General features: G+C 65.1%; 15 protein-coding genes. 4 read left to right on the top strand and 11 right to left on the bottom strand.

The features are described from left to right. Window positions 1-249: 249 nt before the first annotated feature. Entirely contained in the window at window positions 250-1,362 is a 1,113-nt protein-coding gene (locus ACOIX3_RS03170) for a cyclic nucleotide-gated ion channel (RefSeq protein WP_420968360.1), read from the top strand. 11 nt (window positions 1,363-1,373) lie between these two features. After that, a complete protein-coding gene (locus ACOIX3_RS03165) occupies window positions 1,374-2,159 on the top strand; it encodes an enoyl-CoA hydratase/isomerase family protein (RefSeq protein ID WP_420968359.1) in 786 nt (261 codons plus the stop codon). Between the two features lie 264 nt (window positions 2,160-2,423). On the opposite strand, the gene ACOIX3_RS03160 is transcribed toward ACOIX3_RS03165, so the two are convergent. Continuing rightward, window positions 2,424-2,858, bottom strand: a complete 435-nt coding sequence (locus ACOIX3_RS03160; protein ID WP_420968358.1) for a DUF6157 family protein — start codon at window positions 2,856-2,858, stop codon at window positions 2,424-2,426. 14 nt (window positions 2,859-2,872) lie between these two features. Further along, window positions 2,873-3,526, bottom strand: coding sequence for a glutathione S-transferase family protein (locus tag ACOIX3_RS03155; RefSeq protein WP_420968357.1), 654 nt, complete (start codon window positions 3,524-3,526; stop codon window positions 2,873-2,875). 85 nt (window positions 3,527-3,611) lie between these two features. On the opposite strand from ACOIX3_RS03155, the gene ACOIX3_RS03150 reads away from it, so the two are divergent. Beyond that, on the top strand, window positions 3,612-4,607 hold the full coding sequence (locus ACOIX3_RS03150) for a helix-turn-helix transcriptional regulator (RefSeq protein WP_420968356.1): 996 nt from the start codon (window positions 3,612-3,614) through the stop codon (window positions 4,605-4,607). Here the strand turns inward: ACOIX3_RS03150 and ACOIX3_RS03145 are convergent. From ACOIX3_RS03145 to ACOIX3_RS03105, 9 genes are all read right to left on the bottom strand, one after another. Next, window positions 4,604-5,014 (bottom strand): hypothetical protein, encoded by a 411-nt coding sequence (locus ACOIX3_RS03145; protein ID WP_375786588.1) that lies wholly within the window; start codon window positions 5,012-5,014, stop codon window positions 4,604-4,606. The two genes, ACOIX3_RS03150 and ACOIX3_RS03145, sit on opposite strands and share 4 nt — an antisense overlap. Window positions 5,015-5,092: 78 nt before the next feature. Next, on the bottom strand, window positions 5,093-5,791 hold the full coding sequence (locus tag ACOIX3_RS03140; protein ID WP_420968355.1) for a nitroreductase: 699 nt from the start codon (window positions 5,789-5,791) through the stop codon (window positions 5,093-5,095). A 116-nt stretch (window positions 5,792-5,907) separates the two neighbouring features. Further along, a complete protein-coding gene (locus tag ACOIX3_RS03135) occupies window positions 5,908-7,152 on the bottom strand; it encodes an acyl-CoA dehydrogenase (RefSeq protein WP_420968354.1) in 1,245 nt (414 codons plus the stop codon). A 112-nt stretch (window positions 7,153-7,264) separates the two neighbouring features. Then, complete coding sequence (locus ACOIX3_RS03130) at window positions 7,265-8,512, bottom strand: acyl-CoA dehydrogenase (protein ID WP_420968353.1); 1,248 nt, start codon at window positions 8,510-8,512, stop codon at window positions 7,265-7,267. 118 nt (window positions 8,513-8,630) lie between these two features. Then, window positions 8,631-9,758: an acyl-CoA dehydrogenase family protein gene (locus ACOIX3_RS03125; RefSeq protein WP_420968352.1), complete on the bottom strand. Its 1,128-nt coding sequence runs from the start codon at window positions 9,756-9,758 to the stop codon at window positions 8,631-8,633. A gap of 167 nt (window positions 9,759-9,925) precedes the next feature. Further along, window positions 9,926-11,791 (bottom strand): AMP-binding protein, encoded by a 1,866-nt coding sequence (locus tag ACOIX3_RS03120; RefSeq protein ID WP_420968351.1) that lies wholly within the window; start codon window positions 11,789-11,791, stop codon window positions 9,926-9,928. A 41-nt stretch (window positions 11,792-11,832) separates the two neighbouring features. Beyond that, on the bottom strand, window positions 11,833-12,639 hold the full coding sequence (locus tag ACOIX3_RS03115) for an enoyl-CoA hydratase/isomerase family protein (RefSeq protein WP_420968350.1): 807 nt from the start codon (window positions 12,637-12,639) through the stop codon (window positions 11,833-11,835). A gap of 205 nt (window positions 12,640-12,844) precedes the next feature. Further along, window positions 12,845-13,603 (bottom strand): SDR family NAD(P)-dependent oxidoreductase, encoded by a 759-nt coding sequence (locus ACOIX3_RS03110; RefSeq protein WP_420968349.1) that lies wholly within the window; start codon window positions 13,601-13,603, stop codon window positions 12,845-12,847. A 96-nt stretch (window positions 13,604-13,699) separates the two neighbouring features. Further along, complete coding sequence (locus tag ACOIX3_RS03105) at window positions 13,700-14,362, bottom strand: TetR family transcriptional regulator (protein ID WP_420968348.1); 663 nt, start codon at window positions 14,360-14,362, stop codon at window positions 13,700-13,702. A 198-nt stretch (window positions 14,363-14,560) separates the two neighbouring features. On the opposite strand from ACOIX3_RS03105, the gene ACOIX3_RS03100 reads away from it, so the two are divergent. Beyond that, on the top strand, window positions 14,561-15,733 hold the full coding sequence (locus tag ACOIX3_RS03100) for an acetyl-CoA C-acetyltransferase (RefSeq protein WP_420968347.1): 1,173 nt from the start codon (window positions 14,561-14,563) through the stop codon (window positions 15,731-15,733). The last annotated feature ends 180 nt before the right edge of the window (window positions 15,734-15,913 follow it).

The raw sequence follows: 15,913 nt of genomic DNA, 5'->3' as shown, positions 1-15,913 counted from the left end.
GCATCGGTGACCAGCATCCCTGATATACGGTGAAAAAGCGACGATTTGTCTGATTTCTCACATTCGCGGACGCAAAAACGGGCCAACATGGTTAGGCCATTCGTCCAACATTTGGGACTTTCGCCGCGACCATCCCACCACCGCCTGCGCGTTGACGGCCTCAACCGGGAGAGGCACGTTGTGACACAGGCTCCGCCATTCGCAGGGGCCTCGATTCCAGCAGTTCAGCGACAGGCAAGCTCCGTTCCGATGTCCAAGCCGATCGTCCTTCCGGCCTTGACGCGCTTCATTTCCGCCACCGCCGGCCGCAACATGACCACGGCGGCCTATGTCGCGGTCACGGTCGGTGTCGCCATGATGACGCTGCTGACGGTCGCGCCGGCCTACGACGCGGTCCCGCACTGGGTCGATGCGCTGCTGTGGGCCTGCCTTGCCTATTTCGTGTTCGAATGGCTGGTGCGGCTGCGGCACATGCGGCGGCAGGACAAGCTCTGGTTCTACGCGCTATCCAGCGCAGGCGTGGTCGATGCGATCGGCGCGCTGGCGGTGCCGCTGGCCCTGCTCTCGGGCATCGAACCGAAAACCGCATGGCTGCTCGGCGTGCTCTGGGTGCTCAAGGTGGTGCCGGGCATCCCCGGCCTGCGCCAGCTCCGGCGCGTGCTCGTGGTGGAGTCCGGCCCGCTGCTCAGCGTGCTGGTGATCTTCCTGATGGTGGTGTTCCTGGCCTCCGTCGCCGAATACTTCCTGGAGCGGGACGTCCAGCCGCAGACCTTCGGCAGCGTGCCGGCGGTGCTGTGGTGGGCGGTGGTGACGCTGACCACGACAGGCTATGGCGACGTGGTGCCGATCACCCCGCTCGGCCGCATGGTCGCTGCCATGGTGATGATCTCGGGCCTCGGCGTGTTCGGGCTGTGGACCGGTATTCTGGCGACCGGCTTTGCCGCGGAAACCCGTCGCGACAATTTTCTGAGAACCTGGGAGACCGTCAGCAAGGTGCCGTTCTTCGCGCATCTCGGCCCGGCCGCGATCGCCGACGTCACCCAGGTGCTGCGGACCATGGACCTGCCGCCGCGCACCATGATCATCCGCAAGGACACCAATGGCGACTGCATGTATTTCGTCGCCGCCGGCGAGGTGGAGGTCGATCTGCCCGGACGCAAGGTGAAGCTCGGCGAAGGCGCGTTCTTCGGCGAGATGGCGCTGCTCGGCAACGCCAAGCGGGGCGCCAGCGTCTCGACCAGCAAGGTGACCCGGCTGTTGGTGCTTGACCTCGTCGATTTCCGCCTGTTGATGGCAAGGCATCCCGATCTCGCCGAGACCATCGACGCCGAGGCGAAGCGGCGCGAACTCGAGAATCAATGATGGAGACTAATATGGCCGAGTTGGCCGACACCGCCAGCGGACCCGTGCTCGAAATTGCCGGCGCACGCGCAACGATCCGCCTCAACCGGCCGAAGCATCTGAATCGGCTGCAGGCCGAGGATCTCGGCGATCTCGTCAGGCTGTTCGACCGGATCGAGGCCGACCCAGCGATCCGCGTGCTGGTGCTGACCGGAACCGGCCGCGCGTTCTCCGCCGGCTACGACCTCAACTCGGTCGCCGAGCGCGCGGTGAGTGCGAGCGAGCAGCAAAGCGCGGGCTCGGCGTTCGAGGTCGTGGTCAACCGCCTCGAGGATCTGAGTGTGCCGACGATCTGCAGACTGAATGGCGGCGTCTATGGCGGCTCGACCGACCTCGCGCTGGCCTGCGACTTCCGGATCGGCGTCGATACCGCTGACATGTTCATGCCGGCGGCGCGGCTCGGGCTGCACTATTACAAGAGCGGCATCCGGCGCTATGTCACGAGGCTCGGCGTCGACAACGCCAAGATGCTGTTCCTGACCGCGCAGAAGATATCAGCGCCGGAGATGCTGCGGATCGGCTACCTCACCGCGATGGTGTCGCTCGACCTGCTCGACGAGGAGGTCGACAAGCTTGCCACGATCCTGGCCGGCAATGCGCCGAAGGCGATGGCCGGCATGAAGCGCGCCATCAACGAATTCGCCCGCGGCGCGCTGGATGAGGCCGCCGCCGACCAGCGCCACCGCGACAGCATGCGCGGCGACGAGATCAAGGAAGGCATCAAGGCCTTCGCCGAGAAGCGGGCACCGCGGTTTTAGTTGGGCGCTCCACACTTTCAGGACCGTCACCCCGCGCAAAGGCGAAGCCTTTGCGCGGGGGTGACGGATCTGGCAGGGATTTGCCGATGCTTCACCCTCCCCTGGAGGGGGAGGGTCGGCTCACATGGAGCGCAGCGGAATGTGAGACGGGGTGGGGTGATCTCTCAACGCAGGCAGTGCCCGAGCGGAGAGATCACCCCACCTCGGTTCGCATTACATGCGAACCGATCCTCCCCCTCCAGGGGAGGATGAGAGCGGCGCCCATCACGCCCGCTTGCTCCGCATCGCGCGCGTCTGCGCGACCTCAGGGTCCGCGGCCAGCGCCTGGTAGCGCTTGCTGTCGACGGCGTAGATCGCGACGTGGCCTTCGGCGTCGGCGTGAACGCCCCAGCCGAACCGTTTGCCGAGCGGCGAGGCGCGCATGCAGGCCTGGCCGCGCGAAAAGAACGCCTCGCGGGCGAGGCTACGCGCCTTCTTCGCGGCCTTCGGATCGAGCGCGCGGCCGGCCGACGACGTCGCGAACACCACGTCGTCGGAGGTGTATTTGTACGGCGCGCCTGCGATCATCCGGAATTGCAGCACGGCAACCGTCGGCTGGCCGCCACGCAGCTGCGGCTCCTCGCCGCGCTGCGCTGGACAATCCTCGGCGACACGGATCAGGGTGTTGAAGCAGTTGGTGCTGTACAGCGGTTTCGCCATCGGCACGATCCGTATCACACTCCGGCGGCTGCTGCATGCTGCGCCGCCATCTCGTCGTCGGCCTTCGAGATCCGGATGAAAGCCGGGCGCGCGGCGATGCGTTCGGAATAGCGGACGAAGACGTCGCTTTTCGGCACGATGCCGAACATCATGGTCCAGGAGAGCGCGATGCCCCAGAGGATGTCGGCCGCCGTGATCTCTTCGCCGAGCAGATACGGCCCCTTTGCCAGCTGCGCCTCGAGCGTGCCCAGCATGGTGCCGTAATCGGCATAGGGCGACTGTGTGATCGGCGCCGGCTCGCGCTTCATGAAATGGTCGATCACGGCCGGCTCGAACGAGGATCCGTAGTAGGCGATCCAGCGCAGATACGGGCCGCGGCGCGGGTCGTTCAGCGCGGGCGTCAGGCCCGCCTGCGGAAACAGATCGGCGAGATAGATGAAGATGGCGACCTGCTCGGTGACTAGCGCGTCGTGATGGCGGATCGCCGGCACCTTGCCGAGCGGATTGATCGCGAGATAGGCGTCCTTGCGCTGCTCGGCCGCCTTCATGTTGAGGACGTGCAGATCATAGGGCGCGCCGAGTTCCTCCAGCAGCACGCGGGTGCCGGTGGCACGGCTATGCGGCGAGTAATACAGCGTGACGCGGTCGGTGGTGGCAGCGGTGGTCATAGGCAGGGTCTCCTTGCGCCATCAGGGCGCATGGCCTCCTTATGTCCGCCTATACCTGACATCTTGTGTCAGGTATGATCTAGCCATGCGCGCGAGCCGGCTGTTTTCCATCCTCACCACCCTGCAGGCGCGGGGACAGGTCACCGCGCCCGAGCTGGCCGAGGCCTGCGAGGTCTCGGTGCGCACGATCTATCGCGACATCGACGCGCTCTCGGCCGCCGGCGTCCCCGTCTATGCCGACCGTGGCGCCGAGGGCGGCTACCGCCTGCTCGACGGCTATCGGGTGCGGCTGAACGGGCTGTCGCAGGGCGAGGCCGAGGCGCTGTTCATGGCCGGGCTGCCCGGCCCCGCCGCCGCGCTCGGCATCGATGCCGCGATGGCGGCGGCGCAGACCAAGCTGATGGCGGCGCTGCCGGAGAATCTGCGCTCCAACGCGCGGGGCATGCAGCAGCGCTTCCACTTGGACGCGCCGGGCTGGTTCGGCGAGACCGAGGAGCCGAAGCATCTGCGCGCCATTGCAGCCTCGGTGCTGCGCGAGACCCTGATCGAGATCCGCTACCAGAGCTGGAAAGCCGAGAAGCGCCGGCGTGTGGCGCCGCTCGGCCTCGTGCTGAAGGGCGGCAGCTGGTATCTCGCCGGCCTTGTCGACGGCAATGTGCGCACCTACCGCGTCGCCCGCGTGCTGGATTGCACCGCGCTGGAGACGCCATTCGCGCGACCGGCAGAATTCGATCTCGCCACCTATTGGCGCACCTCGATCGAACGGCTCGAGGCCGAGCTGCATCCGAACGAGGCCACAGTACGGCTGTCGCCGTTGGGGCTGCAACTGTTCGATGCGCTGGCCCATCCTTACGTGAAGGCGCGGATGCGGCTTGCTGAAGCCACCGACGCCGACGGCTGGCGCGTCGCCACCATGCCGGTCGGCAAGACGGTGTGGCATGCCGCAACCGAGCTGCTGCGGCTCGGCGCCGAGGCCGAGGTGATCGCGCCCGCGGAGCTGCGCGAGAAGATGGCGGAGCTGGCGGGCGCGATGGCCGCGCGCTATGCGGACGCGCCGCCGCGCCGCGCGGCCCGGCGTTAGTAGCGGCTGTCGGAGCTGATGACGAAGCGATCGAGAAAGTTGACGGGCAGGATCTCAAACCGGTCGAGCGTGAGCGTAATCCCGGTCACGAAGTCGACGCCCTTGATCGTGCCCTCGAGATCGATCCGCCGGCCGCGGCGCAGGCCGCGTGTTTCCGGATGTTGCTCGATGTCGATATAGGCATAGATCGGGTTGTCGAGCCGCGAATGGCGATGCCAGCCGCGTTGCAGGAAGCTGAATTGCAGCACGGAGCCCGCGCCCCAGTCGATCGCATCGAAGAAGCGGGTCTTCCAGGCAACGGGCTGTCCCAGGTAATGCGCGGCGATGAACGCGTCGCGCTCAAGCGCAGGCAGACGGTGCAGTTGCCAGCTGATCTCCGCCGGCGTCAGGGAGGCGTTATTCGCCATTGTTGTTCTAGTCGTTCTTCTTGTCGTTTCTTCTTGTCCTCGGCGGGAGGACGAACCGACCTTCCCGCCTTGAGGAAGTTATACATCCACAAATGTGACAATATCCGCAACAGTTGCGCGCGACGTGCGGTAGCTGTTCACCTTGTGCGCATGATCCGCATAGCCGAACGAGATACCGCAGACAACCCGGCGGTCGTCGGCCAGGTTGAAATGGCGGCGGATCAGGCCGGAATGGCGCGCGATCGCGGCCTGCGGAATGGTGCCGAGCCCGAGCGCCTGGGCGGCCAGCATGAAGTTCGAGACATAGCCGCCGCAGTCGATCGCGCCATAGATGCCGAGCGGCTCATTGGTGTGGATCACGGCAATGTGCGGCGCGCCGAAGAAATTGTAGTTCTCCAGCGCCTGTTTTGCGTAGGCCGCCCTGTCGCCGCGCGCGATGCCGAGCGTGTTGTAGAGCTGGAACCCGCTTTCGCGGCGGCGCTCCAGATAGACCCCGACATATTCGCGCGGCGGTGTGAAGTCGTAATCCTCGCCGAGGCCGCGCGAGGCCTCGGCATAGATCGCCTCGCGGAACCGTTCCTTGGCCTCGCCGGACACGATCAGGACTTCCCAGGGCTGGCTGTTGCACCACGACGCGGTGCGCTGCGCGGTAGCGAGGATGTGCTCGATGACATCGCGCGGCACCTCGCGCGGCTGGAACGCGCGCACCGAGTAACGCTCGTTGAGCAGGCTTTGGAGTACGTCAATGCGTTCTTGTTGGTTCACTGCAGCGTCCATTGCGCATCCCATTGTCTGCGTAGGGTGGGTTAGCCGAAGGCGTAACCCACCGCCTCTATCGCACGTGGTTGATAGCCAATGGTGGGTTACGCTTCGCTAACCCACCCTACGTTCCCCTAACGCCCCTTGGTCGGGATCTTGTTGTAGGGCACGTCCTTGTCGACGCGGATGTCGCCCGGCAGGCCGAGCACGCGCTCGGCAATGATGTTGCGCAGGATCTCGTCAGTGCCGCCGGCAATGCGCATCGAGGGCGACGACAGCAGCATCTGCTGGAACTGGCCGTTGGCCTGCTCCTCATCGGTGCCGGTGAGGCTGCCGGCTGCGCCTTCGAGGTCCATCGCGTAGGTCGCGATATCCTGCAGCATCAGGCCGGAGACGAGTTTGCCGATGGAATTTTCCGGACCAGGACGCTCGCCCTTCGACAGCGCCGAGATGGCACGGTAGCTGGTGTATTTCAGCCCGCTCGCCTTCACCGCCCAGCTCGCAAGCTTGGAGCGCACCGCTGGATCATCGATCGCAAGGCCATCTTCCAGCATCAAATTCGAGCAGAACTCGAACATCTCGGGCACGCCGGTCGCAAGCCGCGATCCGATCGACATGCGCTCGTTCATCAGCGTGGTCAGCGACACGCTCCAGCCCTCGCCGACCGCACCCAAGCGCTGGCTGTCCGGGATCACGACGTCGGTGAAATAGACTTCGTTGAATTCCTGCATGCCGTTGGCCTGCTTGATCGGCCGCACCTCGACGCCCGGGCTCTTCATGTCGAGGAAGAACATGGTGAGACCCTTGTGCTTGGGCACATTCGGATCGGTGCGGGCGATCAACAGGCCGTAGTCGGAGTAATGGGCGCCGGAGGTCCAGATCTTCTGGCCGTTGACGACCCAGTTGTCGCCCTTCTTCTCGGCGCGGGTGCGCAGGCCGGCGACGTCGGAGCCGGCCGACGGCTCGGAGAACAGCTGGCACCAGATCTCCTCGCCGGCAGCGAGTTTCGGCAGATAGCGGCGCTTGGCGTCTTCAGAACCCCAGGCCATCACGGTCGGGCCGCACATGCCCTCGCCGATCTGGAACGGTTGGGTCAGCTTGCCGTAGACGCCCTCTTCCTGCTGCCAGATCACGCGCTCGATCGGGGTGGCGCCGCGACCGCCATATTCCTTCGGCCAATGCAGGCAGGCCCAGCCGCCTTCCGCCTTCTTCTTCTGCCAGGCCTTGCCGACCTCGACCATGTCGTGCTTGGCGAGCCTGATGCGGCCGAGCGAGGATTTTGAGAGTTCTTCCTCGAACTCCTTCGGCGCGTTGGCCGCGATCCACTGGCGCGCGATCTTGCGGAATTCGGCTTCCTGCGGCGTGTCATCGAAATTCATGGCGAACCTCTTTTTGCGTAGGGTGGGTTAGCCGAAGGCGTAACCCACCGATTCCATCGAAACGTTGTTGCGAAATGGCGGGTTACGCTGCGCTAACCCGCCCTACGATTGCTCAAGCTCTGCCCTTGGTCGGGATCTTGTTGAAGGGAACGTCCTTGTCGACCCTGATGTCGCCGGGCAGACCCAGTACGCGCTCGGCGATGATGTTGCGCATGATCTCGTCGGTGCCGCCCTCGACGCGGGTGCCCGGCGCGCGCAGCAGCATCGCCTGGAATTTGCCGGCGACCTCGGCATCCTCGGGTCCGTTCAAGGCGCCGGCGGCGCCCTGCAGATCGAGCGCGTAGGTCGCGACGTCCTGGATCATCGAGCCGGCGACAAGCTTGCCAATCGAGTTCTCCGGTCCCGGGCGTTCGCCACGGGAGAGCGCGGAGATCGCGCGCATGCTGGTGTATTTCAGCCCGCTCGCCTTCACCGCCCAGTTCGCAAGTTTCGCGCGCACCGCGCGGTTCTCGATCGCGGGGCCATCCTCCAGCATCAGGCTGTTGCAGAAGTCGAACAGCTCGGGGAAGCCGGTCGAGACGCCGGCGCCGATCGACATCCGCTCGTTCATCAGCGTGGTCAGCGACACGTTCCAGCCGTCATTGACATTGCCGAGCCGCTGCGAGTCCGGAATGCGCACGTCGGTGAAATAGACCTCGTTGAAGTCCGAGGCGCCGCTCGCCTGCTTGATCGGCCTCACCTCGACGCCCGGGCTCTTCATGTCCAGGAAGAACATGGTGAGGCCCTTGTGCTTCGCGACCGTCGGATCGGTACGGGTCAAGAGGATGCCGTAGTCGGAATAATGCGCGCCCGAGGTCCAGATTTTCTGGCCGTTGATCACCCACTCGTCGCCCTGCTTCTCGGCACGGGTGCGCAAGCCCGCGACGTCGGAGCCGCCGGCTGGCTCGGAGAACAGCTGGCACCAGATCTTCTCGCCCGAGGCGAGCGGCGGCAGATATCTGCGCTTCTGCTCCTCGCCGGCGAACGCCATCATGGTCGGGCCGCACATGCCGTGGCCGATGATGAACATCGAGCTGAGGCGGCCGAACGGACCCTCCTCCTGCTGCCAGATCACGCGCTCGATCGGCGACGAGCCACGACCGCCATATTCCTTCGGCCAGTGCAGGCAGGCCCAGCCGGCATCGGCTTTCTTCCTCTGCCAGGCTTTTGCCACTTCGAGGATGTTGGCGCCCTTGAGCGCAACGCGGCCCAGCGAGGCCTTGCGCAGCTCTTCCTCATATTGCTTGGGCGCATTGGCCGCGATCCAGGCTTTCGCCTCGGCGCGGAATGCGGCCTCCTGCGGGGTGTCGTCGAAATTCATGGTCTGTCATCCTTCGCCGGTGTCGTAGGATGGGTAGAGCGAAGCGAAACCCATCTTTGGACCACCCGCGTCATGATGGGTTTCGCTGCGCTCTACCCATCCTACAAATCATCAACGGTTACGCCGCGTTCTTCTTGCGCATGCGGTCGATCAGCGCGTCTTCCCAATAGGACAGGCTGCCGAGGCCAAGCGCGACCGCATTGGCGCGGCGGTAGTACATGTGGCAGTCGAACTCCCAGGTGAAGCCCATGCCGCCATGGACCTGGATGTTGTTCTTGGCGCAGTGCTGGAACGCCTGCGTCGCGCTGATGCGCGCGGCGGCGGCGGCTTCCGGCAATTCGCCGGCATTGGTCGAGAGCGCCCAGGCGCCGTAGTAGCAATTCGAACGCGCCAGCGTCGCCGAGACATACATGTCGGCCAGCATATGCTTGACCGCCTGGAACGAGCCGATCGGACGGCCGAACGCGATGCGGTCGAGCGCATAGTCGCGGCCCATTTCGAGCGCGCGGTCGGCGCCGCCGACCTGCTCGAACGCCATCAACACGGCGGCACGATCCAGCACCTGGGTGATCACGCTCCAGCCCTCGCCGGCAGCGCCCAGCGGCTCGGCCTTGGCGTCCTTGAAGGTGATCTCGGCCTGGCCGCGGGTCAGGTCGATGTTGGTGAGCGACTTGACCTCGACGCCGCCGGCCTTGAGGTCGACGATGAACAGGGAAATATCGGACTCCCGTCCGCTCGAACCGGTGCGCGCAGCGACCACGGCGAAATCGGCAATCGCACCGTCGGCGACCGGCTTCTTGACGCCGTTGAGCACGCCGCCATTGGCCGTGACGTTGATGGCCTTCGGCGATGGATTGCCCTTGCCCTCGAACAGCGCCAGCGTGCCGATCGCATCGCCGGAGGCGATCTTCGGCAGCCATTTCTGCTTCTGCGCATCACTGCCTGCGATCAGGATCGCCTCGGCAGCGAGATAGACCGTCGAAGAGAACGGCACCGGCGCCAGCGCGCGGCCCATTTCCTCGGCGATGACGCAGAGCTCGAGATGACCGGCACCCGCGCCGCCAAACTTCTCCGGGATCGCGACGCCGAGGAAGCCCATCTCGGCGAGGCCCTTCCACAGCGCCTTGTCGTAGGGCGCCTTGCCGTCGAGCACCTCGCGCACCGCCTTCGGCGGGCACTGTTCGGCGAGGTACTTCCGCGCCTCGTCGCGCATCTGCTTCTGTTCGTCGGAGAAATCGAAATTCATGGCGCTTACCTTCTTGGTTCTTGTCGTTTCAATTCGCCGTCATTCCGGGGCGCGCGAAGCGCGAGCCTGGAATCCATTGAGCCGCAGATGATGTGGCTTGATGGATTCCGGGCCTGCGCCCAAGTGGGCGCATCCCGGAATGACGAATGGAGAGAGCGTCGGCCTCATCACAGCACGATCACCTCATCACCGGGCTTGCCGGCGTAGAGCTTCTCCACCAGCGCGGCGCGGCGTTCGAGGCCGGCGCGCTGGTTGATGTAGCCCTTGTCGGTGAGCTCATTGCCGTCGATCGACGGCGGCTCGACCATCAACATCGCACGCGCAATGCGCATGCTGCTGCCGGTGGTGGATACATTGTGCGCCTGCAAGCCCTTCTTGAGACACGCGAGCACATCGGGATGCCGGATCACGTCCTCGTAGCTCGCATCCGCATTGCCGACGAGCTGGCGGCAGGCATGCAGGTTGGGCCAGCACAACAGGCCGATGAACTCGCGGTCCTGCCCCGTAACCAGCGCGTCATGCACGACCGGCGTCGCGGCAGCGATCGCATCGGTGCGCAGCGAGCCGACATGGACGAAGGTGCCTGTCGTCAACTTGAAGTCCTCGACCACGCGGCCGGCGAAGATGATGCCTTGCAGAGGGTCTTCGGGATCGACGAACACGCCGGCATCGCCGATGCAGTAGAAGCCTTCTTCATCGAACATCTTGGCCGTGAGCTCCGGCTGGCCGAAATAGCCCGGCGTGACGTTGACGCCGCGCAGTCGCAATTCGTATTTCGAGCCGCACGGCACCATCTTCAGCTCGACGCCGGGGAACGGCAGGCCGATCAGGCCGACGCGCTCGGTGTCCCAATAGGTCCCGGTTGAGGTTGGCGCGGTCTCGGTCGAGCCCCAGCCGGTGTAGAACACGATGCGCTCGCCCGTGGTCTTCACCGCCAGCGCCTGCATCCGGTCATAGAGATCGTCGGGCAGCCGGGCGCCGCCATAGGCCATGATCGAAAGGTTCTTGAAGAAGCTCGCGCACAACGCCTCGTCCTTCTCCATCGCAGCCGCGAGCGCGGCATAGCCGGCCGGCACATTGGCGTAGTAGGTCGGCGACACCTCGCGCAGGTTCCTGATGGTCTCCTCGAGCTGGCCCGGCATCGGCCGGCCGTCGTCGATATAGAGCGTGCCGCCGTCGACCAGCACCGGATTGAACGCGGCGTTGCCGCCCATGGTGTGATTCCAAGGCATCCAGTCGAGCACGGTCGGGATCGGGCCGGCCGTCTCACGCGGGCGCACCTGCATCATCATCGCCGCGTTGGCGCACATCATCTGCTGGGTGTTGATGACGGCCTTGGGCATGCCGGTCGAGCCCGAGGTGAACAGCAGCTTGCCGACGGTGTCGGGCGCGATCTTCGCTATCGACGCGCCGACGTCGGCCGTCACCGGCGTTGCCGCGAGCTCGGCGAAGGCCACGCTCCTGATGCCGTCGCAGGGACGCAGGACGTGAATGACCGTGATGCCGGTGAGATCGATCGCCTTCAGCGCCTTCTCGAAGGTCGGGCCGTCCTGCACCATCACGACGGCGGGCTTGATCAGATTGAAGAGATATTTGAGCTTGAGGTGATCCTGGCTCATCAGCGAGTAGGCCGGCGACACCGGCGCCGCCGGCAACCGCGCCTGCATCGCAGCCTGCGTCATCAGCGCGTGCTCGATCGAATTGCCTGACAGGATCGCGACGGGCCGGCCATCAGCAATACGGAGATCGAGTAGGCCCTGCGTCAGCGCATCGACGGTGCGCTTGGCGTCACCATAGGAGACCTTGCGCCATTGCCGGTCGGGGCCGCCGCGCTGCGCCAGCCAGATCCGCTCCGGCGCCTGCGCCGCCCATTTGGCGAGATAGGCCGGGATGTGGGTCTCGTAGGCCTGCAGCGGGATCCGCGACTTCAGCACGACGGTGCCGTCGTCACGCCGCTCGACCGCGATGTCACGCGCGAGCCAGTCCACCTTGCGAAAGGCAGGCTTCGTCAGCATCGCCGCGTCTCCATCCATTTTGCGTCTCCCGGAATTCTCGTCCTTTTGAGGATCTGTTCTCAGCGTCTGATATAGACAGGCTTTCGTTTCTCGAGAAAGGCCTTGATGCCTTCCTGGAAATCTTCCGAGCGGCTGCACAGCACCTGATTGCGATCCTCCATCGCGATCACGGCCTCGATCGAGCCGGCATCGACGCTCATGTTGAGGCATTCCTTCGAGAGACGGAGGCCGACCGGCGAGGCCGTCATCATCGCCTCGACATAAGGATTGGCCGCAGCGTCGAGATCGGCCGCGTCAACCACCTCCGACACCAGGCCCACCGCAAGCGCACGGTCGGCATGGATGAAGCGCCCGGTGAGGATCAATTCGGAGGCGACCGACACGCCGACGAGGCGTGGCAGGAAATAGCTGGTGCCGATGTCGCAGCCGCCGAGGCCGAGCTTGATGAAGGCGCAGTTCATCCGCGCGTTCTTCGCCGCGATGCGGATGTCGGCGGCGAGCGCCAGCGCGAAACCGCCGCCGGCAGCGGCCCCCTGCACCAGCGCGATGATCGGCTGCGGACAGCGCCGCATCAGCATCACGATGTCGGCAATGCGGCGCTGCGAGTCCAGCGACTCCGTGACGCCGGGCGGCTCGGCCTGCCCGCCGCGGCGCGCCATCGCGTGCTTGAGGTCGAGCCCGGCGCAGAAATTCGCGCCGGCGCCCTTCAGCACCACGACGCGGGTGTCGCGGTTGCGCTGCAGGCCCTGGAAGTAAGTATTGAGCGCGTCGATCAGCGAGGCATCGAGCGCGTTGAGGCTCTCGGGGCGATTGAGCGTGACCCAATCGACCCCGTCGTGATGTTCGATCAGCAGCGGCTGAGACACGCGCATGGTCCTCCCGACCGTTCAGCGAACGCGATGCTCGTTGCTGTGCCCTCTCCCCTTGTGGGAGAGGGCATGTTCGCTGTTAGCTTTGCATTCGGTTGGGTGAGGGGTCTGTCTCCGCGGAGAGAACCCCTCATCCGTCGCGGACTGCGTCCGCGCCACCTTCTCCCACAAGGGGAGAAGGGAAGTACGGCGGAACTCGCCGCTATCGCGGGGCCATGCGGATGGCGCCGTCGAGGCGGATGGTTTCGCCGTTGAGCATCGGGTTCTCGACGATGTGGACGGCGAGGTTGCCGTATTCCGAAGCGTCGCCGAGGCGGGCCGGATGCGGCACCTGGGCGCCCAGGCTCTTGCGGGCTTCCTCGTTGAGACCCATCAGCAGCGGCGTCAGGAACAGGCCGGGTGCGATGGTGTTGACGCGGATCTTCAGGCTGGCGAGGTCGCGCGCGGCCGGCAGCGTGAGGCCGACGACGCCGCCCTTCGATGCCGAATAGGCGATCTGGCCGATCTGGCCTTCATAGGCCGCGACCGATGCGGTGTTGATCGCGACGCCGCGTTCCTCGCCGATCGGGGCTTCAGTGGCCAGGCGCTCGGCGAACAGGCGCAGCACGTTGAAGGTGCCGATCAGATTGACGTTGATGATGCGGACGAACTTCGCCAGCGGATAGACGCCGTCCTTGCCGACGATGCGCTGCGAGCCGCCGATGCCGGCGCAGTTCATCAGCACGCGCGCGATGCCGTGCGCGGCCTCGGCCTTGGCGATCGCTGCCTTGATCGCTTCCTCGTCGGTGACGTCGGCGTGCAGGGCAACGCCCTTCACTTCGGCGGCGACCTTCTCGGCGTTTTCCTTGTTCTGGTCGATCACGCCGATCTTGGCGCCCTTGGCGGCCATGGCGTGCGCTGTGGCGGCACCGAGGCCGGAGCCACCGCCGGTGATGAGAACGGCAACGTCTTTCAACTGCATGGGAACAACCTTTCCTTGGGCGTTTCTTCTCTAGACTTGTTATGGCGAATGGTGAGCAGCGAATAGCGAATGGAAGAGATGACCTCTCCCAATCCGCTACTCGCTATTCGCCATTCGTGATTCCTTCGCTTCCAGCACGCCGCCGAAGATCAAGGCTTCCATGTGCTTGATGTATTCGCGGCAGACCTCGTCGGTGACCGGACCGACGCCGACCGCGCGCGACATCGCGTGGCGGCCGAAGAACAGGTGATCGCAGGCGCCGATCAGGCTGGTGTAGAACAGCACCGGATCGATCTTGCGGAATTCGCCGGCCTTGATGCCCTCGGCGAGCAGGCGGCGATGAAAATCCAGCAGCGGCGCGACGAAGAATTTCGACACCTCGTTCGCGGCGGCAGTCGAGCTCTCGTGCAGGAGATAATGGATCAACCGGTTCATATAGGGGAACTGGTGATAGGCGCGAATGATGCCGCCGATATGCAGCCGCAGTTTCGCGGACGGCGTGATCGGCTGCGCCAGGAGATATTCGAGCTGCGATATCTCGGTGGCGGCGTCGCGCGCGAGCAGCGCCAGCAGCAGCCCGTCCTTGTTGCCGAAATGATATTTCACGAGCGCGGCGTTGACGCCCGACTTCTGGGCGATGTCGGACAGCGAAACCTCGATCGAGGCGCGCTCGATCATCAGCTCGCTGGCTGCGACCAATAGCTTGTCGGCAGTGGCATTTTTGCCGGCCGGAAGTTTCGTCGGTACGCTGGTATTCAACTGCGCTCTGATCCCGCTCTGTGTCCCCGGCTGTTCCCTAGCTGTTTTTTGGCTCGCCGGTAAATCGAGGCCGCACATAAGCCCATGGCGGGGCTGCACTCAAGAGTTAATTGATTGATTGACTAAATGCTGAGCCGCTCCTTAAATCCGGCCCAACTTTCAAAACCGCCCAATCCAGAAACATCAGGGAGATCAGACATGGCCGAGGCATATATCGTCGCCGCCGCCCGCACCGCCGGCGGCCGCAAGGGAGGGCGTCTTTCCGGTTGGCATCCGGCCGATCTGGCCGCGACCGTGCTCGATGCGCTGGTCGAACGATCAGGCGCCGACCCGGCACAGGTCGAGGACGTGATCATGGGCTGCGTGATGCAGGCCGGCGAGCAATCCAACAACGTCGCCCGCAACGCGGTGATGGCCTCGAAGCTGCCCGAGAGCGTGCCCGCGACCTCGATCGACCGCCAGTGCGGCTCCTCGCAGCAGGCGCTGCACTTCGCGGCGCAGGCCGTGATGAGCGGCACCATGGACTGCGTGATCGCCGCCGGCGTGGAATCGATGACCCGCGTGCCGATGGGCCTCGCCTCCTCGCTGCCCGCCAAGAACGGCTTTGGCCACTACAAGAGCCCGGGCATCGAGGCGAAGTATCCGAACATCGTCTTCAGCCAGTTCACCGGCGCGGAGATGATGGCCGAGAAGTACGGCCTGTCGAAGGACGAGCTCGACGAATATTCCTACAACAGCCATCAGCGCGCGATCGCGGCCACGCAGGCCGGCCACTTCAAGGACGAGATCGTGCCGGTGACAATCACCCGCGCCGACGGCTCGACCGACACCCACCACGTCGACGAAGGCATCCGCTTCGACGCCAGCCTCGACGGCATCAAGAGCGTCAAGCTGATCGCCGAGAACGGCAAGCTGACCGCGGCGAGCGCCAGCCAGATCTGCGACGGCGCGTCCGGCGTCATGGTCGTCAACGAGAAGGGCCTCAAGGCGCTCGGCGTCAAGCCGATGGCGCGCATCCATCATCTCACCATGATGGGCGGCGACCCCGTGATCATGCTGGAAGCGCCGCTGCCGGCAACCCAGCGCGCGCTGCAGAAGGCCGGCATGAAGATCGACGACATCGACCTGTTCGAGGTCAACGAGGCGTTCGCCTCGGTGCCGACTGCGTGGCTGAAGACGACCGGCGCCGATCCGGCCCGGCTCAACGTCAATGGCGGCGCGATCGCGCTCGGCCATCCGCTCGGCGGCAGCGGCACCAAGCTGATGACGACGCTGCTGCACGCCCTGAAGCAGCGCAACAAGCGCTACGGCCTGCAGACCATGTGCGAAGGCGGCGGCATGGCCAACGTCACGATCGTCGAGCGGCTGTAAGAAGAGCCCGCACCAGCGGCCACAACAATGGTGTCGTCCCGGCGCAGGCCGGGACCCATAACCACAGTCGTTTGTGGTTAGGCCCGGCTGGGGCCGCAACCCGGTCCAACAACAAAATTCAGTGGTTATGGGTCCCGGCCTTCGCCGGGACGACCACTATTGATGCTCCGAGGAAACACG

Origin of the sequence: Bradyrhizobium sp. B120 (assembly GCF_049075665.1) — a bacterium.
Lineage (GTDB): Bacteria > Pseudomonadota > Alphaproteobacteria > Rhizobiales > Xanthobacteraceae > Bradyrhizobium.
Note: the sequence above shows the minus strand (reverse complement) of the source record. Positions and strands in the feature narration are given on the sequence as shown.

Bases quoted from the DNA above. Each gene is read 5' to 3' on its own strand.
- ACOIX3_RS03145 (WP_375786588.1), bottom strand. From the start codon at position 5,014: ATGGCGAATAACGCCTCCCTGACGCCGGCGGAGATCAGCTGGCAACTG.
- ACOIX3_RS03140 (WP_420968355.1), bottom strand. From the start codon at position 5,791: ATGGACGCTGCAGTGAACCAACAAGAACGCATTGACGTACTCCAAAGC.
- ACOIX3_RS03150 (WP_420968356.1), top strand. From the start codon at position 3,612: ATGCGCGCGAGCCGGCTGTTTTCCATCCTCACCACCCTGCAGGCGCGG.
- ACOIX3_RS03130 (WP_420968353.1), bottom strand. From the start codon at position 8,512: ATGAATTTCGACGACACCCCGCAGGAGGCCGCATTCCGCGCCGAGGCG.
- ACOIX3_RS03160 (WP_420968358.1), bottom strand. From the start codon at position 2,858: ATGGCGAAACCGCTGTACAGCACCAACTGCTTCAACACCCTGATCCGT.
- ACOIX3_RS03155 (WP_420968357.1), bottom strand. From the start codon at position 3,526: ATGACCACCGCTGCCACCACCGACCGCGTCACGCTGTATTACTCGCCG.
- ACOIX3_RS03100 (WP_420968347.1), top strand. From the start codon at position 14,561: ATGGCCGAGGCATATATCGTCGCCGCCGCCCGCACCGCCGGCGGCCGC.
- ACOIX3_RS03135 (WP_420968354.1), bottom strand. From the start codon at position 7,152: ATGAATTTCGATGACACGCCGCAGGAAGCCGAATTCCGCAAGATCGCG.
- ACOIX3_RS03165 (WP_420968359.1), top strand. From the start codon at position 1,374: ATGGCCGAGTTGGCCGACACCGCCAGCGGACCCGTGCTCGAAATTGCC.
- ACOIX3_RS03170 (WP_420968360.1), top strand. From the start codon at position 250: ATGTCCAAGCCGATCGTCCTTCCGGCCTTGACGCGCTTCATTTCCGCC.
- ACOIX3_RS03120 (WP_420968351.1), bottom strand. From the start codon at position 11,791: ATGGATGGAGACGCGGCGATGCTGACGAAGCCTGCCTTTCGCAAGGTG.
- ACOIX3_RS03125 (WP_420968352.1), bottom strand. From the start codon at position 9,758: ATGAATTTCGATTTCTCCGACGAACAGAAGCAGATGCGCGACGAGGCG.
- ACOIX3_RS03110 (WP_420968349.1), bottom strand. From the start codon at position 13,603: ATGCAGTTGAAAGACGTTGCCGTTCTCATCACCGGCGGTGGCTCCGGC.